Source organism: Enterococcus sp. 3G6_DIV0642 (assembly GCF_002140635.1).
Classification (GTDB): Bacteria; Bacillota; Bacilli; order Lactobacillales; family Enterococcaceae; genus Enterococcus_D; species Enterococcus_D casseliflavus.
Window position 1 is genome coordinate 301,609 of sequence record NZ_NGLH01000001.1, and the last position, 15,284, is coordinate 316,892.

26 protein-coding genes are annotated in these 15,284 nt (G+C 42.8%); 24 read left to right on the top strand and 2 right to left on the bottom strand.

Features of this window, described 5'->3' with window-relative positions; all coding sequences use genetic code 11:
- Positions 1-15 precede the first annotated feature (15 nt).
- Positions 16-1,203 carry an elongation factor Tu gene (tuf, locus tag A5878_RS01460; protein WP_005226902.1) on the top strand — a complete coding sequence of 396 codons (1,188 nt, stop codon included), beginning with the start codon at positions 16-18 and terminating at the stop codon, positions 1,201-1,203.
- A gap of 128 nt (positions 1,204-1,331) precedes the next feature.
- On the opposite strand, the gene A5878_RS01465 is transcribed toward tuf, so the two are convergent.
- Positions 1,332-2,057 carry a nitroreductase family protein gene (locus tag A5878_RS01465; RefSeq protein ID WP_086294421.1) on the bottom strand — a complete coding sequence of 242 codons (726 nt, stop codon included), beginning with the start codon at positions 2,055-2,057 and terminating at the stop codon, positions 1,332-1,334.
- Entirely contained in the window at positions 2,041-3,486 is a 1,446-nt protein-coding gene (locus A5878_RS01470) for a PLP-dependent aminotransferase family protein (RefSeq protein WP_086294422.1), read from the bottom strand. The genes A5878_RS01465 and A5878_RS01470 overlap by 17 nt, the downstream gene beginning before the upstream one ends.
- Positions 3,487-3,593: 107 nt before the next feature.
- Between A5878_RS01470 and thiD the strand changes: the two genes are divergently transcribed.
- The 23 genes from thiD to secY all read left to right on the top strand — a co-directional run bounded on the left by thiD (position 3,594) and on the right by secY (position 15,263).
- Complete coding sequence (gene thiD / locus A5878_RS01475) at positions 3,594-4,424, top strand: bifunctional hydroxymethylpyrimidine kinase/phosphomethylpyrimidine kinase (protein ID WP_086294423.1); 831 nt, start codon at positions 3,594-3,596, stop codon at positions 4,422-4,424.
- A gap of 341 nt (positions 4,425-4,765) precedes the next feature.
- Complete coding sequence (gene rpsJ, locus A5878_RS01480; protein ID WP_003127966.1) at positions 4,766-5,074, top strand: 30S ribosomal protein S10; 309 nt, start codon at positions 4,766-4,768, stop codon at positions 5,072-5,074.
- A gap of 22 nt (positions 5,075-5,096) precedes the next feature.
- Positions 5,097-5,726 (top strand): 50S ribosomal protein L3, encoded by a 630-nt coding sequence (gene rplC, locus A5878_RS01485; protein WP_003127967.1) that lies wholly within the window; start codon positions 5,097-5,099, stop codon positions 5,724-5,726.
- Between the two features lie 29 nt (positions 5,727-5,755).
- Complete coding sequence (gene rplD / locus A5878_RS01490; RefSeq protein WP_005226910.1) at positions 5,756-6,379, top strand: 50S ribosomal protein L4; 624 nt, start codon at positions 5,756-5,758, stop codon at positions 6,377-6,379.
- On the top strand, positions 6,379-6,672 hold the full coding sequence (locus A5878_RS01495) for a 50S ribosomal protein L23 (RefSeq protein WP_005226911.1): 294 nt from the start codon (positions 6,379-6,381) through the stop codon (positions 6,670-6,672). Before rplD ends, A5878_RS01495 begins: the two co-directional genes overlap by 1 nt.
- A gap of 39 nt (positions 6,673-6,711) precedes the next feature.
- A complete protein-coding gene (gene rplB / locus A5878_RS01500) occupies positions 6,712-7,545 on the top strand; it encodes a 50S ribosomal protein L2 (RefSeq protein ID WP_005226912.1) in 834 nt (277 codons plus the stop codon).
- 42 nt (positions 7,546-7,587) lie between these two features.
- A complete protein-coding gene (gene rpsS / locus A5878_RS01505; protein WP_005226914.1) occupies positions 7,588-7,866 on the top strand; it encodes a 30S ribosomal protein S19 in 279 nt (92 codons plus the stop codon).
- Positions 7,867-7,889: 23 nt separating this feature from the next.
- Positions 7,890-8,237 carry a 50S ribosomal protein L22 gene (gene rplV, locus A5878_RS01510; RefSeq protein ID WP_003127973.1) on the top strand — a complete coding sequence of 116 codons (348 nt, stop codon included), beginning with the start codon at positions 7,890-7,892 and terminating at the stop codon, positions 8,235-8,237.
- A 13-nt stretch (positions 8,238-8,250) separates the two neighbouring features.
- Positions 8,251-8,907 (top strand): 30S ribosomal protein S3, encoded by a 657-nt coding sequence (gene rpsC / locus A5878_RS01515; protein ID WP_005226916.1) that lies wholly within the window; start codon positions 8,251-8,253, stop codon positions 8,905-8,907.
- A gap of 2 nt (positions 8,908-8,909) precedes the next feature.
- Entirely contained in the window at positions 8,910-9,344 is a 435-nt protein-coding gene (gene rplP / locus A5878_RS01520; protein WP_005226918.1) for a 50S ribosomal protein L16, read from the top strand.
- A complete protein-coding gene (gene rpmC, locus A5878_RS01525) occupies positions 9,334-9,522 on the top strand; it encodes a 50S ribosomal protein L29 (RefSeq protein ID WP_005232529.1) in 189 nt (62 codons plus the stop codon). Before rplP ends, rpmC begins: the two co-directional genes overlap by 11 nt.
- Before the next feature lie 24 nt (positions 9,523-9,546).
- A complete protein-coding gene (rpsQ, locus tag A5878_RS01530; RefSeq protein ID WP_005232528.1) occupies positions 9,547-9,813 on the top strand; it encodes a 30S ribosomal protein S17 in 267 nt (88 codons plus the stop codon).
- A 60-nt stretch (positions 9,814-9,873) separates the two neighbouring features.
- Positions 9,874-10,242, top strand: coding sequence for a 50S ribosomal protein L14 (gene rplN / locus A5878_RS01535; protein ID WP_003128006.1), 369 nt, complete (start codon positions 9,874-9,876; stop codon positions 10,240-10,242).
- Between the two features lie 35 nt (positions 10,243-10,277).
- Complete coding sequence (gene rplX, locus A5878_RS01540; RefSeq protein WP_005232526.1) at positions 10,278-10,589, top strand: 50S ribosomal protein L24; 312 nt, start codon at positions 10,278-10,280, stop codon at positions 10,587-10,589.
- Positions 10,590-10,616: 27 nt separating this feature from the next.
- Positions 10,617-11,156: a 50S ribosomal protein L5 gene (gene rplE / locus A5878_RS01545; RefSeq protein WP_005227088.1), complete on the top strand. Its 540-nt coding sequence runs from the start codon at positions 10,617-10,619 to the stop codon at positions 11,154-11,156.
- 18 nt (positions 11,157-11,174) lie between these two features.
- Positions 11,175-11,360, top strand: a complete 186-nt coding sequence (locus A5878_RS01550) for a type Z 30S ribosomal protein S14 (protein WP_003128010.1) — start codon at positions 11,175-11,177, stop codon at positions 11,358-11,360.
- A 32-nt stretch (positions 11,361-11,392) separates the two neighbouring features.
- Positions 11,393-11,791: a 30S ribosomal protein S8 gene (gene rpsH / locus A5878_RS01555; protein ID WP_005227093.1), complete on the top strand. Its 399-nt coding sequence runs from the start codon at positions 11,393-11,395 to the stop codon at positions 11,789-11,791.
- A 31-nt stretch (positions 11,792-11,822) separates the two neighbouring features.
- Entirely contained in the window at positions 11,823-12,359 is a 537-nt protein-coding gene (gene rplF, locus A5878_RS01560; RefSeq protein WP_005227095.1) for a 50S ribosomal protein L6, read from the top strand.
- Between the two features lie 57 nt (positions 12,360-12,416).
- Complete coding sequence (gene rplR / locus A5878_RS01565) at positions 12,417-12,773, top strand: 50S ribosomal protein L18 (protein ID WP_005227097.1); 357 nt, start codon at positions 12,417-12,419, stop codon at positions 12,771-12,773.
- 20 nt (positions 12,774-12,793) lie between these two features.
- Positions 12,794-13,294, top strand: a complete 501-nt coding sequence (gene rpsE, locus A5878_RS01570; RefSeq protein WP_003128014.1) for a 30S ribosomal protein S5 — start codon at positions 12,794-12,796, stop codon at positions 13,292-13,294.
- A 13-nt stretch (positions 13,295-13,307) separates the two neighbouring features.
- Positions 13,308-13,487 (top strand): 50S ribosomal protein L30, encoded by a 180-nt coding sequence (gene rpmD / locus A5878_RS01575; RefSeq protein WP_003128015.1) that lies wholly within the window; start codon positions 13,308-13,310, stop codon positions 13,485-13,487.
- A gap of 40 nt (positions 13,488-13,527) precedes the next feature.
- Positions 13,528-13,968 carry a 50S ribosomal protein L15 gene (rplO, locus tag A5878_RS01580; RefSeq protein ID WP_003128016.1) on the top strand — a complete coding sequence of 147 codons (441 nt, stop codon included), beginning with the start codon at positions 13,528-13,530 and terminating at the stop codon, positions 13,966-13,968.
- On the top strand, positions 13,968-15,263 hold the full coding sequence (secY, locus tag A5878_RS01585; protein WP_005227099.1) for a preprotein translocase subunit SecY: 1,296 nt from the start codon (positions 13,968-13,970) through the stop codon (positions 15,261-15,263). Before rplO ends, secY begins: the two co-directional genes overlap by 1 nt.
- Positions 15,264-15,284: the final 21 nt, after the last annotated feature.

Genomic DNA, 15,284 nt, shown 5'->3' on the forward strand with positions numbered 1-15,284 from the left:
GAGGAACATTTTAAAATGGCAAAAGAAAAATTTGACCGTTCTAAACCCCACGTAAACATTGGTACGATCGGACACGTTGACCATGGTAAAACTACACTTACAGCTGCTATCACAACTGTATTATCTAAAAAAGGTTTGGCTCAAGCTTCAGCTTACGACCAAATCGATGGCGCTCCAGAAGAACGCGAACGCGGAATCACTATCTCAACTGCTCACGTTGAGTACGAAACTGAAGCACGTCACTATGCTCACGTTGACTGCCCAGGACACGCGGACTACGTTAAAAACATGATCACTGGTGCTGCTCAAATGGACGGCGCGATCTTAGTAGTATCTGCTGCTGATGGTCCTATGCCTCAAACACGTGAACACATCTTGTTATCACGTAACGTTGGTGTACCATACATCGTTGTTTTCTTAAACAAAATGGATATGGTTGATGACGAAGAATTACTAGAATTAGTTGAAATGGAAGTTCGTGACTTATTGTCAGAATATGACTTCCCAGGCGACGATGTTCCTGTAATCGCTGGTTCTGCTTTGAAAGCTCTTGAAGGCGATGCTTCATACGAAGAAAAAATCATGGAATTAATGGCTGCAGTTGACGAATACGTTCCAACTCCAGAACGTGACACTGACAAACCATTCATGATGCCAGTCGAAGACGTATTCTCAATCACTGGACGTGGTACTGTTGCTACAGGCCGTGTTGAACGTGGACAAGTTCGCGTTGGTGACGAAGTTGAAATCGTTGGTATTGCTGAAGAAACTGCTAAAACAACTGTAACTGGTGTTGAAATGTTCCGTAAATTGTTAGACTATGCTGAAGCAGGGGATAACATTGGCGCATTGCTACGTGGGGTTGCTCGTGAAGACATCCAACGTGGACAAGTATTAGCTAAAGCTGGTACAATCACACCTCATACAAAATTTAAAGCTGAAGTTTACGTTTTAACAAAAGAAGAAGGTGGACGTCACACTCCATTCTTCACTAACTACCGTCCTCAGTTCTACTTCCGTACAACTGACGTAACTGGTGTTGTTGAATTACCAGAAGGAACTGAAATGGTTATGCCTGGTGATAACGTAACAATCGACGTTGAATTGATCCACCCAATCGCTATCGAAGACGGAACTCGTTTCTCAATTCGTGAAGGCGGACGTACTGTTGGTTCAGGCGTTGTAACTTCAATCCAAGCTTAATTTGATTGATCGAAGAGCAAAAGCGTACGCGCTTTTGCTCTTTTTTTGACTCTTGTAGAAAAAAAGCCACTCTCTCTAGCGTTGATGAATCCGTTACGGTTCATCGAAGCTAAAGAAAGCGGTGCTTTTTATTTTATTAGTTTTTGCTTCTTCAAGAAGGCGTCAAATCCTTGGTCAGGACGATTGCTGTAAAAGCCAGCGAATTTTTCTGACCATGGTTTGATCTCGCGGGCTTCTCCAAAAGCAGTCATCGTTTGATCGTACGCTTCGATCGCCTCATAAGAATAGTTCTGATAATGGTTGTAATGAATGACCGCTTCTTCTGGCAAGCGAGGTTTGACCTTCATTTCTACGATTGGTTTACCGATGCTCAAACCAGCCACAGGATAGACATATTCTGGTAAGTGCAACAATTCAGCGATTTTGGCGCTGTCTTTGCGGACACTGCCGGAAATGACGGTGCCTAAGCCCAGTGATTCAGCAGCGATCGCACCAGATTGCAAAGCGATGCTGGCATCAGTTGTGGCGATCAATAATGGCTGATAGCCCTCATCGATTGGATAGGGAGTCTGTTTTTCGTCAGCAACTTTTTTGGTTCGGTTTAAATCAGCTAAAAATAGCAGAAAGAGTGAACTTGCTGCGATATGAGGATTGCCAGGATTCCATTCGACCATTTGTTGGCGAATCTGCGGGTCGTCGATCACTAAGATCGAATAGGCTTGCCCGTTCATCCAGCTAGGTGCTTGACGAGCCGCAGACAAAATCGCGGTCACTTGCTCTTGGCTCAAGAGGTAGTCAGGATCAAATTGTCGGTAAGTGCGATGATTGTGTAAAAGCTCAATGGTTTCGTTCATAGGTTTGCTCCTTTAACTGTTGGGTGATTTTTGTGAATCGTTCTTGAAATAGCGGTAAATCATCTTTGGCTAAGCGGGTATAGTTCAAACGCAAGCCATTCGTATCGTTACTGAAAAGAAACGCAGGTGCTACTAAGCAATCGTTCGCCAAAAAGAGTGACCAATCTTTGCGAGTCAATGTGCGGTGACGCCAAGTCAACCACAGGTAAAGGCCACCTTTCGTCGGCTGCCATTGCCAATCCTCCTGAAATGCCTGCAAGAGTTGGAGTACGTCTTGCTGGCGCTGGGCCATTTCTGCAAGTAGTGTCCGCTGCTGCTGGTGGTAATCAGAGGAGCGTAAGGCGATGTTGGCAAGGACTTGCGGGAAGATCGTGGTATCGATCGCCATCCGTTTTTTCGCTTGGGCAAATTGGTCGGCTAACGCTTCTGGCACCAAAAGCCAGCCGATTTTGATGGATGATCCTAGTAATTTTGAAAGCGAGCCTAAATAAATGACGGTTTCGGGAGCCATGGATTTTAGCTTGGGCGGTACTTTCTCAAAAGCCAACTCGCTAAAAACATCGTCTTCTATGATCGGTACTTGGTAGGTCTGGCAAAGGTGGATGATCGCTTGGCGCCGATGGTCACTCATAGTATGACCCGTTGGATTTTGGAAAGTGGGATTCAGATAAACAAATTTGATCTTCTTTTCCTTCAACACTTTTTCCAATGCCGCAGGCCGCATCCCTTCGCTATCTTGCTTGATCCCGATCAGCTGGACATTCATCGTGGAAAATAAGGGAAGGGAGAACAAGAAAGAAGGGTCCTCTGTCGCAATACAATCCCCCGCCTGCAATAAGACTTGCATCAGCAAGGTGATTCCTTGTGTCGATCCAGCAGTGATCACTAGTTTTTGGCCGTTGGTGGGCAAATTGAAGGAATCAGCAAGGTGCTGCAATAAGATTTCTTGCAAAGGCTCATAACCCGTCGGTAATACTTTGGTGCTTTCTTTGCGGATCTCTTCCCAGGTAAAGGCAGGAAACGTGAAGTCGGGGATCAGATCGGCAGGTAGATCACCTGTGTACAGATCCAGCACATCCTTCTCGGTGCGCAAATGCTGAATCTGTTGAACGTAAGGGTCTTGCTGCAGATAAGGGCTGCTTAAAGACGAGCGCAAATAAGAAAGTGGCGTTTGGCGGTTCCCCCAACGACCTTCCAATACACGAGAGCCGCTGCCTTGTTTTCGTTCGATCCATCCTAAGCTTTTCAATTCATCTAACGCTTTGACGACGGTGGAACGATTGACGCCAAAAGTCTGGGCGAGGCTGCGCTCTGGCGGCAAACGATCCCCAGGTCCATAGGTTCCCGCTTGGATCTCTTCGATAAAATGAGTCACGATCTGCTGGTAAATCGGTTGTTTCTTCTGTTTGTCGATACTTGATGAAGCCATCCTGCACCACCTTTTTCAATTGGATGGTTTAAAAATAAGCCAAATGGCTCTTTTCGTCAAGGGGAAGATTGACTATACTTAGCAAAAAGCACAAGGAGATGAGGAAGATGGAAAAAGTCCTATCAATTGCTGGGTCAGATTCAACCGGAGGTGCCGGGATTGAAGCAGATTTAAAAACATTTCAGGAATATGGTGTCTTTGGTTTTGCCACGATCGCTTCGATCGTCACGATGGATCCACAAGCAGGTTGGAGTCATGAAGTAACAGCGATGGAAACAGCGCTTGTCGAAAAACAATTGATCTCTGCTTTTGCAGGGGAACCGATGGATGCTCTAAAAACGGGCATGTTAGGCAATGAAGACAATATTGTCCAAGCTGCGCAGATGATCCAACAGCAGCAAGTCAAAAATGTGGTGATCGATCCTGTTATTGCTTGCAAAGGGACTGCAGAAATCTTACAGCCAAAAAGTGTCGATGCCATCATCACGCATTTGTTGCCTTTAGCAGATGTTGTCACCCCTAATTTAGTAGAAGCAGGGATTCTTTCAGGTTTGGGTGATTTGACGAGTGTTGAGGCCATGAAGCAAGCTGCTGAAAAAATCCATGAATTAGGTGCTAAATACGTCGTGATCAAAGGGGGGCATCGCTTGCCAGGAGCGAAAGCCATTGACCTTGTTTACGATGGGCAATCCTTCCTCTTGTTAGAAAGTGAAAAAATCGCTACTGATTTCAATCACGGGGCAGGCTGCACCTTTTCAGCTGCGATCGCTGCTGGTCTTGCGAAAGGCAAACCCGTCGTGGAAAGTGTTCGCTTAGCGAAAGCCTTTGTCACAGCGGCAATCAAAGAAGGAGTGGTGATCAATCCTTATGTGGGTCATGTGTGGCATGGTGCCTATACTCACGCCCAAGACCGTATGGAGGAGGAAGCGCAGCAATAGCAAGTTTTCTTCTATAATAAATGGGAAATGAAGAAGTGCTTAAAAGAAGCGGTCAACGCTTCTTTTTTTGTGTTTCGAAACCAAAAGAAAATTTTCTGAAAGAAATGCAAAAGAATCCCGGTTTTTCCATAAAAAAAGCTTGCAATCAATGTTTATCCGTAATATAATCATAAAGGTGCTGTTTACGTAAATACGTAAGTCACACTGGCAGCAAAGAAATTTTCTGCTGGCTACGAAACGAGAGGTTGCGACACGCCCGGACGCTTTGCCATGGACGAGCGTGACGGAAAATTTTCGTGGAGCTATGTCTACTTTTCAAAATAGGCGAAGGAGGGAAAACAATGGCAAAACAAAAAATTCGTATCCGTTTAAAAGCGTATGAACATCGTATTTTAGATCAATCAGCGGATAAAATCGTAGAAACTGCAAAGAGAACTGGAGCTGGCGTATCTGGTCCAATTCCATTACCAACTGAACGCAGCTTGTACACGATCATCCGTGCGACGCACAAATACAAAGATTCACGCGAACAATTCGAAATGCGTACACACAAACGTCTAATCGACATTGTGAATCCAACACCAAAAACTGTTGATGCTTTAATGAAGCTAGACTTGCCAAGCGGTGTTAATATCGAAATCAAACTATAATAATTAAGATGGAGGTGTAATCATGACCAAAGGAATCTTAGGGAAAAAAGTGGGAATGACTCAAATCTTCACTGAATCTGGCGAATTGATTCCAGTAACTGTAGTAGAAGCTACACCAAACGTAGTGCTACAAGTGAAAACAATCGAAAATGACGGCTACGAAGCGATTCAAGTCGGCTACCAAGATATGCGTGAAGTTTTGTCTAACAAACCTGCGAAAGGTCATGTTGCAAAAGCAAACACGGCTCCTAAGCGCTTCATTCGCGAATTCAAGAATGTAGAGCTAGAGGGCTTAGAAGTAGGATCAGAAATCAAAGTTGATATTTTTGAAGCAGGAGACATCATCGATGTAACCGGCACTTCGAAAGGTAAAGGATTCCAAGGCGTTATCAAACGTCACGGACAAAGCCGCGGACCAATGGCTCACGGTTCTCGTTACCACCGTCGTCCTGGATCAATGGGTCCAGTTGCACCTAACCGTGTATTCAAAAACAAACGTCTTGCTGGACGTATGGGCGGAAATCGCATCACGATCCAAAACTTGGAAATCGTACGCGTAGACGCAGAACGCAACGTTATCTTGATCAAAGGTAATGTACCTGGCGCGAAAAAATCATTGATTACAATCAAATCAGCTGTGAAAGCTAAATAAGTAGATAGGAAGAAAGGAGGAACTAAGGAATGCCGAATGTAGCATTATTCAAACAAGATGGAAGCCAAAATGGCGAAATTACATTGAACGAAGAAATCTTCGGAATCGAACCAAATGAATCAGTTGTCTATGATGCAATCATCATGCAACGCGCTTCATTAAGACAAGGAACACACGCTGTGAAAAACCGCAGTGCCGTTCGTGGCGGTGGCCGTAAACCATGGCGCCAAAAAGGAACTGGACGTGCCCGTCAAGGTTCAATCCGTTCACCACAATGGCGTGGAGGTGGCGTAGTCTTCGGACCAACACCACGTTCATACAGCTACAAACTTCCTAAAAAAGTTCGTCGCTTAGCAATGAAATCTGTATTGTCAGAAAAAGTTGCTTCAAATAACTTGGTAGCAGTAGAAGGATTAAGCTTTGATGCTCCAAAAACAAAAGAATTCAAACAAGTTTTAGCTAACTTGACAATTGACTCTAAAGTATTGGTAGTTTTAGAATCTGAAAACGACTTTGCCGCTTTATCTGCGCGCAACTTGCCAAAAGTTTCTGTAGTTACTGCTGATAACATTAGTGTTTTAGACATCGTTTCTAACGACAAAATGTTAGTGACACAAACTGCTCTTACTCAGATCGAGGAGGTGCTTGCATAATGAACTTACTAGACGTTATTAAACGCCCAGTGATCACTGAAAAATCAATGCTTGCCATGGATGACAAGAAATACACTTTTGAAGTGGACACAAAAGCTAACAAAACTTTAGTAAAACAAGCTGTAGAAGCTGCCTTTGACGGAGTGAAAGTGGCAAACGTGAACATCATCAACGTTCGTCCGAAATTCAAACGCATGGGTAAATATGCAGGATATACAAAAAAACGTCGCAAAGCTGTTGTGACTTTAACTGAAGATTCTAAAGAAATCCAAATTTTCGAAGCTGCTGAATAAGCAACTCACGCATAAACTTTACATGGGAGGGAAAAAGACGTGGCGATTAAAAAGTACAAACCTACCACGAACGGCCGTCGTAATATGACAAGTTCTGATTTCGCTGAAATCACAACTTCAACACCAGAAAAAACATTGTTAGCTCCTTTGAAAAACAATGCTGGTCGTAACAACAACGGACGTATCACGGTTCGTCATCAAGGTGGCGGTCACAAACGTCAATACCGTTTGATCGATTTCAAACGTAACAAAGACAACGTCGTTGCTACGGTTAAAACGATTGAATATGATCCAAACCGTTCTGCTAACATTGCGTTAGTACATTACGAGGATGGAGTAAAAGCATACATCTTAGCACCTAAAGGATTAGAAGTTGGCATGACTGTCGTTTCTGGTCCAGATGCAGATATTAAAGTAGGGAATGCATTACCACTAGAAAACATTCCAGTCGGTACTGTTATCCACAACATCGAAATGAAACCTGGTAAAGGTGGACAATTGATTCGTTCAGCTGGAACAAGTGCTCAAGTACTTGGTAAAGAAGGCAAATACGTATTGATCCGCTTGAACTCTGGTGAAGTACGGATGATCTTAGCATCATGTCGTGCAACAATCGGTTCTGTTGGTAATGAACAACACGAATTGATCAACATCGGTAAAGCCGGTCGTTCTCGTTGGATGCGCAAACGCCCAACTGTACGTGGTAGCGTAATGAACCCTAATGATCACCCACACGGTGGTGGTGAAGGTAAAGCACCAATCGGACGTAAAGCACCAGTTTCTCCTTGGGGACAACCTGCACTTGGTTACAAAACACGTAACAAAAAAGCAAAATCAGACAAACTTATCGTTCGTCGTCGTAAAACTAAGTAATATACTTGACCGTGTGTCGCACATTTTGAGAGGAGGTACACCATGGGTCGTAGTTTGAAAAAAGGACCTTTTGTCGATGACCATTTGATGAAAAAGGTCGAAGCACAAGAAGGCGCTGAAAAGAAAAAAGTGATCAAAACTTGGTCACGTCGTTCTACAATTTTCCCTAATTTTATCGGATTTACAATTGCTGTGTATGATGGACGGAAACATGTACCAGTTTACATCCAAGAAGACATGGTAGGACACAAATTAGGTGAATTTGCACCAACAAGAACTTATCGCGGACATGCTGCCGATGATAAGAAAACAAGACGCTAATTTTGAGGGGAGGATATCCAAAAATGGCAGAACAAATCACATCAGCGAAAGCAACTGCTAAAACAGTCCGCGTTTCTCCTCGTAAATCTCGTCTAGTTATTGACTTAATCAGAGGGAAAAGCGTTGCTGAAGCAATCGCGATCTTAAAGTTCACACCAAACAAAGCAGCTGGAATCATCGAGAAAGTCTTGATGTCAGCTATTGCCAATGCAGAAAATAATTTTGACTTAGATGTTGAAAACTTGATTGTTTCTGAAGCATTCGTAAACGAAGGACCAACGATGAAACGTTTCCGTCCACGTGCGAAAGGTTCAGCTTCACCGATCAACAAACGTACAAGTCATATTACTGTAGTCGTATCAGAAAAATAAGGAGGGACAATCAGTGGGTCAAAAAGTACATCCAATTGGAATGCGTGTAGGCATCATCCGTGACTGGGATGCTAAATGGTATGCTGAAAAAGAGTATGCTGAATTTCTACATGAAGATTTGAAAATCCGTAAATTTATCGCATCTAAACTTGCTGATGCCGCTGTGTCTACAGTTGAGATCGAGCGTGCAGCAAACCGCGTGAATATTTCAATCCACACAGCTAAACCAGGTATGGTTATCGGTAAAGGCGGATCTGAAGTCGAAAACCTAAGAAAAGAATTAAATAGCCTAACTGGCAAACGAGTTCACATCAACATCGTTGAAATCAAAAAACCAGATTTAGATGCTAAATTAGTAGGCGAAGGAATCGCACGTCAATTAGAAAACCGTGTTGCTTTCCGTCGTGCTCAAAAACAAGCGATCCAACGCACAATGCGTTCTGGCGCTAAAGGAATCAAAACACAAGTTTCTGGCCGTCTAAATGGTGCGGATATCGCTCGTTCAGAAGGTTACTCAGAAGGAACAGTTCCACTTCATACATTACGTGCGGACATTGATTACGCATGGGAAGAAGCAGATACAACATACGGAAAACTAGGAGTTAAAGTGTGGATTTATCGTGGAGAAGTTCTTCCAACTAAAAAGAACACTGAGAAAGGAGGGAAATAAACATGTTAGTACCTAAACGTGTAAAACACCGTCGTGAGTTCCGCGGAAAAATGCGTGGCGAAGCGAAAGGCGGAAAAGAAGTAGCATTCGGTGAATACGGCTTACAAGCTGTTGAATCACACTGGATCACAAACCGTCAAATCGAAGCTGCCCGTATCGCAATGACTCGTTATATGAAACGTGGCGGGAAAGTATGGATCAAAATTTTCCCTCACAAATCTTATACTGCCAAAGCTATCGGGGTACGTATGGGTTCTGGTAAAGGGGCTCCTGAAGGATGGGTATCACCAGTTAAACGTGGTAAAATCATGTTTGAAATTGCCGGTGTACCTGAAGAAGTTGCGCGCGAAGCGCTACGTCTTGCTTCTCACAAATTACCAGTGAAAACGAAGATCGTAAAACGTGAGGAAATGGGTGGTGAATCGAATGAAGGTTAAAGAAATCAGAGAATTAACCACTGCCGAAATGCTAGATCAAGAAAAACAATTGAAAGAAGAATTGTTCAATCTTAGATTCCAATTAGCAACAGGTCAATTAGAAAACACTGCACGTATCAAAGAAGTACGTAAATCGATTGCACGCATTAAAACAGTATTGCGTGAACAAGTTAAGTAATAGTGGAAGGAGGCCATTTAGCGTATGACTGAAGAAAGAAATCAACGCAAAGTTTACCAAGGTCGCGTGGTATCAGACAAAATGGATAAAACTATCTCTGTTGTCGTTGAAACAAAGAAAAACCACCCTATCTACGGCAAACGTCTGAACTATTCTAAGAAATACAAAGCACACGATGAAAACAACGAAGCAAAAGTTGGCGATATCGTGAAAATTATGGAAACTCGTCCATTATCAGCTACGAAACGTTTCCGTCTAGTAGAGATTGTTGAAAAGGCAGTGATTATCTAATCACACGAGATTTTCCTATATAGATTGTGAATTGCAAAATCTGAAAGGAGGATACACATCGTGATCCAAGCAGAAAGCCGATTAAGAGTGGCGGACAACTCAGGTGCCCGTGAAATTCTAACGATCAAAGTCCTTGGCGGATCTGGTCGTAAAACTGCCAATATTGGTGACGTGATTGTTGCTACGGTTAAACAAGCAACGCCAGGTGGGGTTGTCAAAAAAGGTGACGTCGTTAAAGCCGTTATCGTTCGTACTAAATCAGGAGCTCGTCGTACAGACGGTTCATACATCAAATTCGATGAAAATGCTGCGGTTATTATCCGTGACGATAAGAGCCCTCGTGGAACTCGTATCTTTGGCCCAGTTGCCCGCGAATTGCGTGAAGGCAACTTTATGAAGATCGTTTCCCTAGCACCAGAAGTATTGTAATAGTGATTCTTATCTAAAGGAGGTGCGAAACAAACATGTTTGTTAAAAAAGGCGATAAAGTTAAAGTTATCACTGGTAAAGACAAAAACAAAGAAGGCGTTGTGCTAGCAGCGTTTCCTAAAAATGACAAAGTCGTTGTTGAAGGTGTCAATGTTGTCAAAAAACACCAAAAACCTTCTCAAACTGCTCCTCAAGGCGGAATCGTTGAAATGGAAGCACCAATTCATGTTTCTAACGTGATGGTGGTTGATCCATCGAACGGTGAAGCTACGCGTGTCGGTTACAAAGAAGTTGACGGCAAAAAAGTCCGCGTTTCTAAGAAAACCGGAGAAGTTCTTGATAAATAATCTGATGAAGGAAGGAGGGGCTAACAGATGAACCGCCTTAAAGAAAAATATTCAAAAGAAGTTGTCCCATCATTAATGGACAAATTTAACTACAGCTCAATCATGGAAGCACCAAAAGTTGATAAAATCGTTATCAACATGGGTGTCGGTGACGCTGTTTCTAATGCTAAAAACTTAGACAAAGCTGTTGAAGAATTACAATTGATCTCAGGTCAAAAACCATTGATCACAAAAGCGAAAAAATCTATCGCAGGATTCCGTTTACGTGAAGGAATGCCAATCGGTGCGAAAGTAACCCTACGCGGCGAAAGAATGTATGAATTCTTAGATAAACTAGTAAGTGTGTCATTGCCACGTGTCCGTGACTTCCACGGTGTGAGCAAAAAAGCGTTCGACGGACGCGGAAACTACACTTTAGGTATCAAAGAACAATTGATTTTCCCTGAAGTAGATTATGATTTGATCGACAAAGTACGTGGTATGGATATCGTGATTGTAACAACAGCAAACACAGATGAAGAATCTCGTGAATTGTTGACACAATTAGGCATGCCATTCCAAAAATAAAAAAAGGAGGCGAACTACGTGGCTAAAAAATCAATGATTGCTAAAAACAAACGCCCTGCTAAATTCTCAACGCAAGAATATACTCGTTGTGAACGTTGCGGACGTCCACATTCAGTTTATCGTAAATTTCATCTTTGCCGTATTTGCTTCCGCGAACTTGCCTATAAAGGACAAATTCCCGGCGTGAAGAAAGCTAGCTGGTAAACTATACTCGCATAAAGGAGGTAAATTATCCCATGGTCATGACAGATCCAATTGCAGATTTTCTAACGCGCGTGCGTAACGCAAACATGGTTAAACACGAAAGCCTAGAAGTACCTGCTTCAAAAATCAAACGTGATATCGCTGAAATCTTGAAACGTGAAGGTTTCGTCCGCGATGTTGAATACATTGAAGATGACAAACAAGGCGTGATCCGCGTATTTCTTAAATACGGTAAAAACGGTGAACGTGTTATCACAAACTTAAAACGTATCTCTAAACCAGGCTTGCGTGCTTATGTCAAAGCTGACGAAGTACCAAAAGTATTGAATGGTCTAGGAATCGCGATTATCTCAACTTCTGACGGTGTAATCACTGACAAAGAAGCTAGAGCAAAAAATGTTGGCGGCGAAGTAGTCGCTTATGTATGGTAATTTAAAATATTCCACAAGGAGGTGCCTCTAAGTGAGTCGTATCGGTAATAAGATCGTCGTTCTTCCTGCTGGTGTTGAAATCAAGCAAAACGGAAACGACATTACAGTTAAAGGACCTAAAGGTGAATTAACACGTACTTTCTCTTCTGATATCACAATGAATATCGAAGGAAACGAAGTAACATTCACTCGTCCAAATGATAGTAAAGAAATGAAAACTATCCACGGAACTACCCGTGCAAACTTCAACAACATGGTTGTTGGTGTTTCTGAAGGTTTCCAAAAAGCGTTAGAATTAATCGGGGTTGGGTACCGTGCTCAATTACAAGGGAAAAAACTTGTATTGAACGTTGGTTACTCTCATCCAGTTGAAATCGAAGCGCCAGCTGGAATCGAAATCGAAGTTCCTTCAAACACTTCTGTGATCGTTAAAGGATCAGATAAAGAAGTCGTTGGCGAATTGGCTGCCAATATCCGTGGCGTTCGTCCTCCAGAACCTTATAAAGGCAAAGGAATTCGTTATGTTGGCGAATTTGTACGCCGTAAAGAAGGTAAAACTGGTAAATAGTCGTAATTCTTTACGACTAGCAGCTTAGGCTAGCAAAATTAAAAGAGGTGACAAATTGTGATTACAAAACCAGATAAAAACAAGACACGTCAGAAAAGACATCGTCGTGTACGTAACAAAATCTCTGGTACTGCTGAGTGCCCACGCTTAAACGTGTTCCGTTCGAACAAAAACATCTACGCACAAGTAATTGATGACGTAGCGGGTGTGACGCTAGCAAGTGCCTCTGCCTTAGACAAAGAAGTTTCAGGTGCAACAAAAACTGAACAAGCACAAGCTGTCGGTAAATTAGTCGCAGAACGTGCAGCAGCAAAAGGTATTAAAGTAGTAGTCTTTGACCGTGGTGGATACCTTTACCATGGCCGTGTAGCAGCTTTAGCTGAAGCAGCTCGCGAAAATGGACTGGAATTTTAAGAGAAGGAGGAACACCATTCATGGTTTATATTGATCCAAAACATTTGGAATTAGAAGACCGCGTTGTTGCGATCAACCGTGTAACTAAAGTTGTTAAAGGTGGACGTCGTCTACGTTTTGCTGCATTAGTTGTTGTCGGTGACAAAAACGGACACGTAGGTTTCGGTACTGGTAAAGCACAAGAAGTACCAGAAGCAATCCGTAAAGCAATCGAAGACGCGAAGAAAAACTTGGTGGAAGTACCAATGGTTGGTTCTACAATCCCTCACGAAGTTATCGGTGTATTCGGCGGCGGACGCATCCTTATGAAACCTGCTGTAGAAGGTTCTGGGGTAGCTGCTGGTGGACCAGTTCGTGCCGTATTGGAATTAGCTGGGGTAGCTGATATCACATCTAAATCTTTAGGTTCTAACACACCAATCAACGTTGTTCGCGCAACAGTTGAAGGTTTAAAACAATTAAAACGCGCTGAAGAAGTGGCAGCACTTCGCGGCAAATCAGTAGAAGAATTAATCGGTTAAGGAGGACACTATAATGGCTGAATTGAAAATTACTTTAAAACGCAGTATTATCGGACGTCCCCAAAACCAACGTGATACTGTAAAAGCGTTAGGTCTTACAAAGTTGAATTCAACAGTTGTAAAACCTGCTAATGATGCAATCAAAGGCATGGTTAACACTGTTTCTCACTTAGTGGACGTTGAAGAGGTCTAAGGATCAGCAGATCTAGTTTGATTAAGGAGGTGCCAAACCTATGAAACTTCATGAATTAAAACCATCAGAAGGCTCACGCCAAGTACGTAACCGTGTCGGTCGAGGAACTTCATCTGGTAACGGTAAAACAGCTGGACGTGGACAAAAAGGTCAAAAAGCTCGTTCAGGCGGCGGAGTACGTCTAGGATTCGAAGGTGGACAAACACCATTGTTCCGTCGTTTACCAAAACGTGGCTTTACAAATGTGAACCGCAAAGAATATGCAGTCATCAATCTTGATGTCTTGAACCGCTTTGAAGACGGTGCTGAAGTAACACCTGTTGCTTTACACGAAGCTGGAATCGTCAAAGACGAAAAAGCTGGAATCAAAGTATTAGCTAACGGAGAATTAACGAAGAAATTGACTGTGAAAGCAGCTAAATTCTCAAAAGCAGCTGAAGAAGCAATCGTTGCTGCTGGTGGATCAATCGAGGTGATCTAATGATCAGACTATTGAAGGATGCCTTTAAGGTTAAGGATATTAGATCCAGAATATTGTTCACCGTCTTAATCTTGTTTGTCTTTCGTCTGGGAACACATATTACTGTGCCAGGCGTAGACGCAAGTCGCCTAAATACCATCGCGGATCTACCATTTTTAAACATGTTAAACTTGGTAAGTGGTGGCGCCATGCAACAATTTTCGATTTTCTCGATGGGGGTTTCGCCTTACATCACTGCCTCAATTGTTATTCAGTTGTTGCAGATGGATATCGTCCCTAAATTTGTTGAATGGTCGAAGCAAGGTGAAGTGGGCCGTAAGAAACTAAATCAGGCAACACGTTACTTGACGTTGGTATTGGGCTTTGTCCAATCCATGACATTAACGGCTGGATTTAACTATTACACTCAACTCGGGTTTGTAAACAATCCTAATATGGCAACCTATATCGTGATCGGTCTGATTTTAACAGCCGGAACGATGTTAGTCACTTGGTTAGGAGAGCAAATCACCGAGCGTGGTATCGGAAACGGTGTGTCAATGATCATCTTTGCAGGGATCATTTCACGCTTACCAGCAAGCATCAAAGAATTGATTGAAGATTACTTCATTAACGTGGATCAATCGGATATCTGGCTAAATGCTATCTTTATGGCGCTGCTTGTGATCGCTGTGTTGATCGTCATTACATTAGTAACCTATGTTCAACAAGCAGAACGCAAGATTCCGATCCAATATACAAAACGGGTAGCAGGAGCGCCTACCAGCAGTTACCTTCCTTTGAAAGTAAATGCTGCCGGGGTTATCCCAGTTATCTTTGCCAGTTCTTTTATTACAACACCAAATGCGATCATTCAAGCATTAGGTAGTTCATATAGAGGAGAAACTTGGTACGAAGTGGTGCAAACGATCTTTAGTTACAACACTGTACCGGGTGCGATCATCTATACTGTCTTGATCGTTGCGTTTACTTTCTTCTACGCATTTGTTCAAGTAAACCCTGAGAAATTAGCGGAAAACTTGCAAAAACAAGGAAGTTACATTCCGAGTGTGCGTCCTGGTAAAGGAACCGAAGAATATGTATCACGTTTGTTGATGCGATTAAGCACGGTTGGATCGATCTTTTTAGGATTGGTTGCTTTACTTCCAATCATCGCTCAGATGGCTTGGAATCTACCGCAATCGATCGGTCTAGGTGGAACGAGTCTATTGATCATTATCGGTGTGGCACTTGATACTGCCAAGCAGTTAGAAGGGCTTATGCTGAAACGGAAATATACTGGTTTCATCAATTAAAGTTATTGAAGTGTTGAGGAT

What these genes read in the sequence shown, in the direction of transcription:
- tuf (WP_005226902.1), top strand. Translation starts at nt 16, where the DNA reads ATGGCAAAAGAAAAATTTGACCGTTCTAAACCCCACGTAAACATTGGT.
- A5878_RS01465 (WP_086294421.1), bottom strand. Translation starts at nt 2,057, where the DNA reads ATGAACGAAACCATTGAGCTTTTACACAATCATCGCACTTACCGACAA.
- A5878_RS01470 (WP_086294422.1), bottom strand. Translation starts at nt 3,486, where the DNA reads ATGGCTTCATCAAGTATCGACAAACAGAAGAAACAACCGATTTACCAG.
- thiD (WP_086294423.1), top strand. Translation starts at nt 3,594, where the DNA reads ATGGAAAAAGTCCTATCAATTGCTGGGTCAGATTCAACCGGAGGTGCC.
- rpsJ (WP_003127966.1), top strand. Translation starts at nt 4,766, where the DNA reads ATGGCAAAACAAAAAATTCGTATCCGTTTAAAAGCGTATGAACATCGT.
- rplC (WP_003127967.1), top strand. Translation starts at nt 5,097, where the DNA reads ATGACCAAAGGAATCTTAGGGAAAAAAGTGGGAATGACTCAAATCTTC.
- rplD (WP_005226910.1), top strand. Translation starts at nt 5,756, where the DNA reads ATGCCGAATGTAGCATTATTCAAACAAGATGGAAGCCAAAATGGCGAA.
- A5878_RS01495 (WP_005226911.1), top strand. Translation starts at nt 6,379, where the DNA reads ATGAACTTACTAGACGTTATTAAACGCCCAGTGATCACTGAAAAATCA.
- rpsS (WP_005226914.1), top strand. Translation starts at nt 7,588, where the DNA reads ATGGGTCGTAGTTTGAAAAAAGGACCTTTTGTCGATGACCATTTGATG.
- rplV (WP_003127973.1), top strand. Translation starts at nt 7,890, where the DNA reads ATGGCAGAACAAATCACATCAGCGAAAGCAACTGCTAAAACAGTCCGC.
- rplP (WP_005226918.1), top strand. Translation starts at nt 8,910, where the DNA reads ATGTTAGTACCTAAACGTGTAAAACACCGTCGTGAGTTCCGCGGAAAA.
- rpmC (WP_005232529.1), top strand. Translation starts at nt 9,334, where the DNA reads ATGAAGGTTAAAGAAATCAGAGAATTAACCACTGCCGAAATGCTAGAT.
- rpsQ (WP_005232528.1), top strand. Translation starts at nt 9,547, where the DNA reads ATGACTGAAGAAAGAAATCAACGCAAAGTTTACCAAGGTCGCGTGGTA.
- rplX (WP_005232526.1), top strand. Translation starts at nt 10,278, where the DNA reads ATGTTTGTTAAAAAAGGCGATAAAGTTAAAGTTATCACTGGTAAAGAC.
- rplE (WP_005227088.1), top strand. Translation starts at nt 10,617, where the DNA reads ATGAACCGCCTTAAAGAAAAATATTCAAAAGAAGTTGTCCCATCATTA.
- rpsH (WP_005227093.1), top strand. Translation starts at nt 11,393, where the DNA reads ATGGTCATGACAGATCCAATTGCAGATTTTCTAACGCGCGTGCGTAAC.
- rpsE (WP_003128014.1), top strand. Translation starts at nt 12,794, where the DNA reads ATGGTTTATATTGATCCAAAACATTTGGAATTAGAAGACCGCGTTGTT.
- rpmD (WP_003128015.1), top strand. Translation starts at nt 13,308, where the DNA reads ATGGCTGAATTGAAAATTACTTTAAAACGCAGTATTATCGGACGTCCC.
- rplO (WP_003128016.1), top strand. Translation starts at nt 13,528, where the DNA reads ATGAAACTTCATGAATTAAAACCATCAGAAGGCTCACGCCAAGTACGT.
- secY (WP_005227099.1), top strand. Translation starts at nt 13,968, where the DNA reads ATGATCAGACTATTGAAGGATGCCTTTAAGGTTAAGGATATTAGATCC.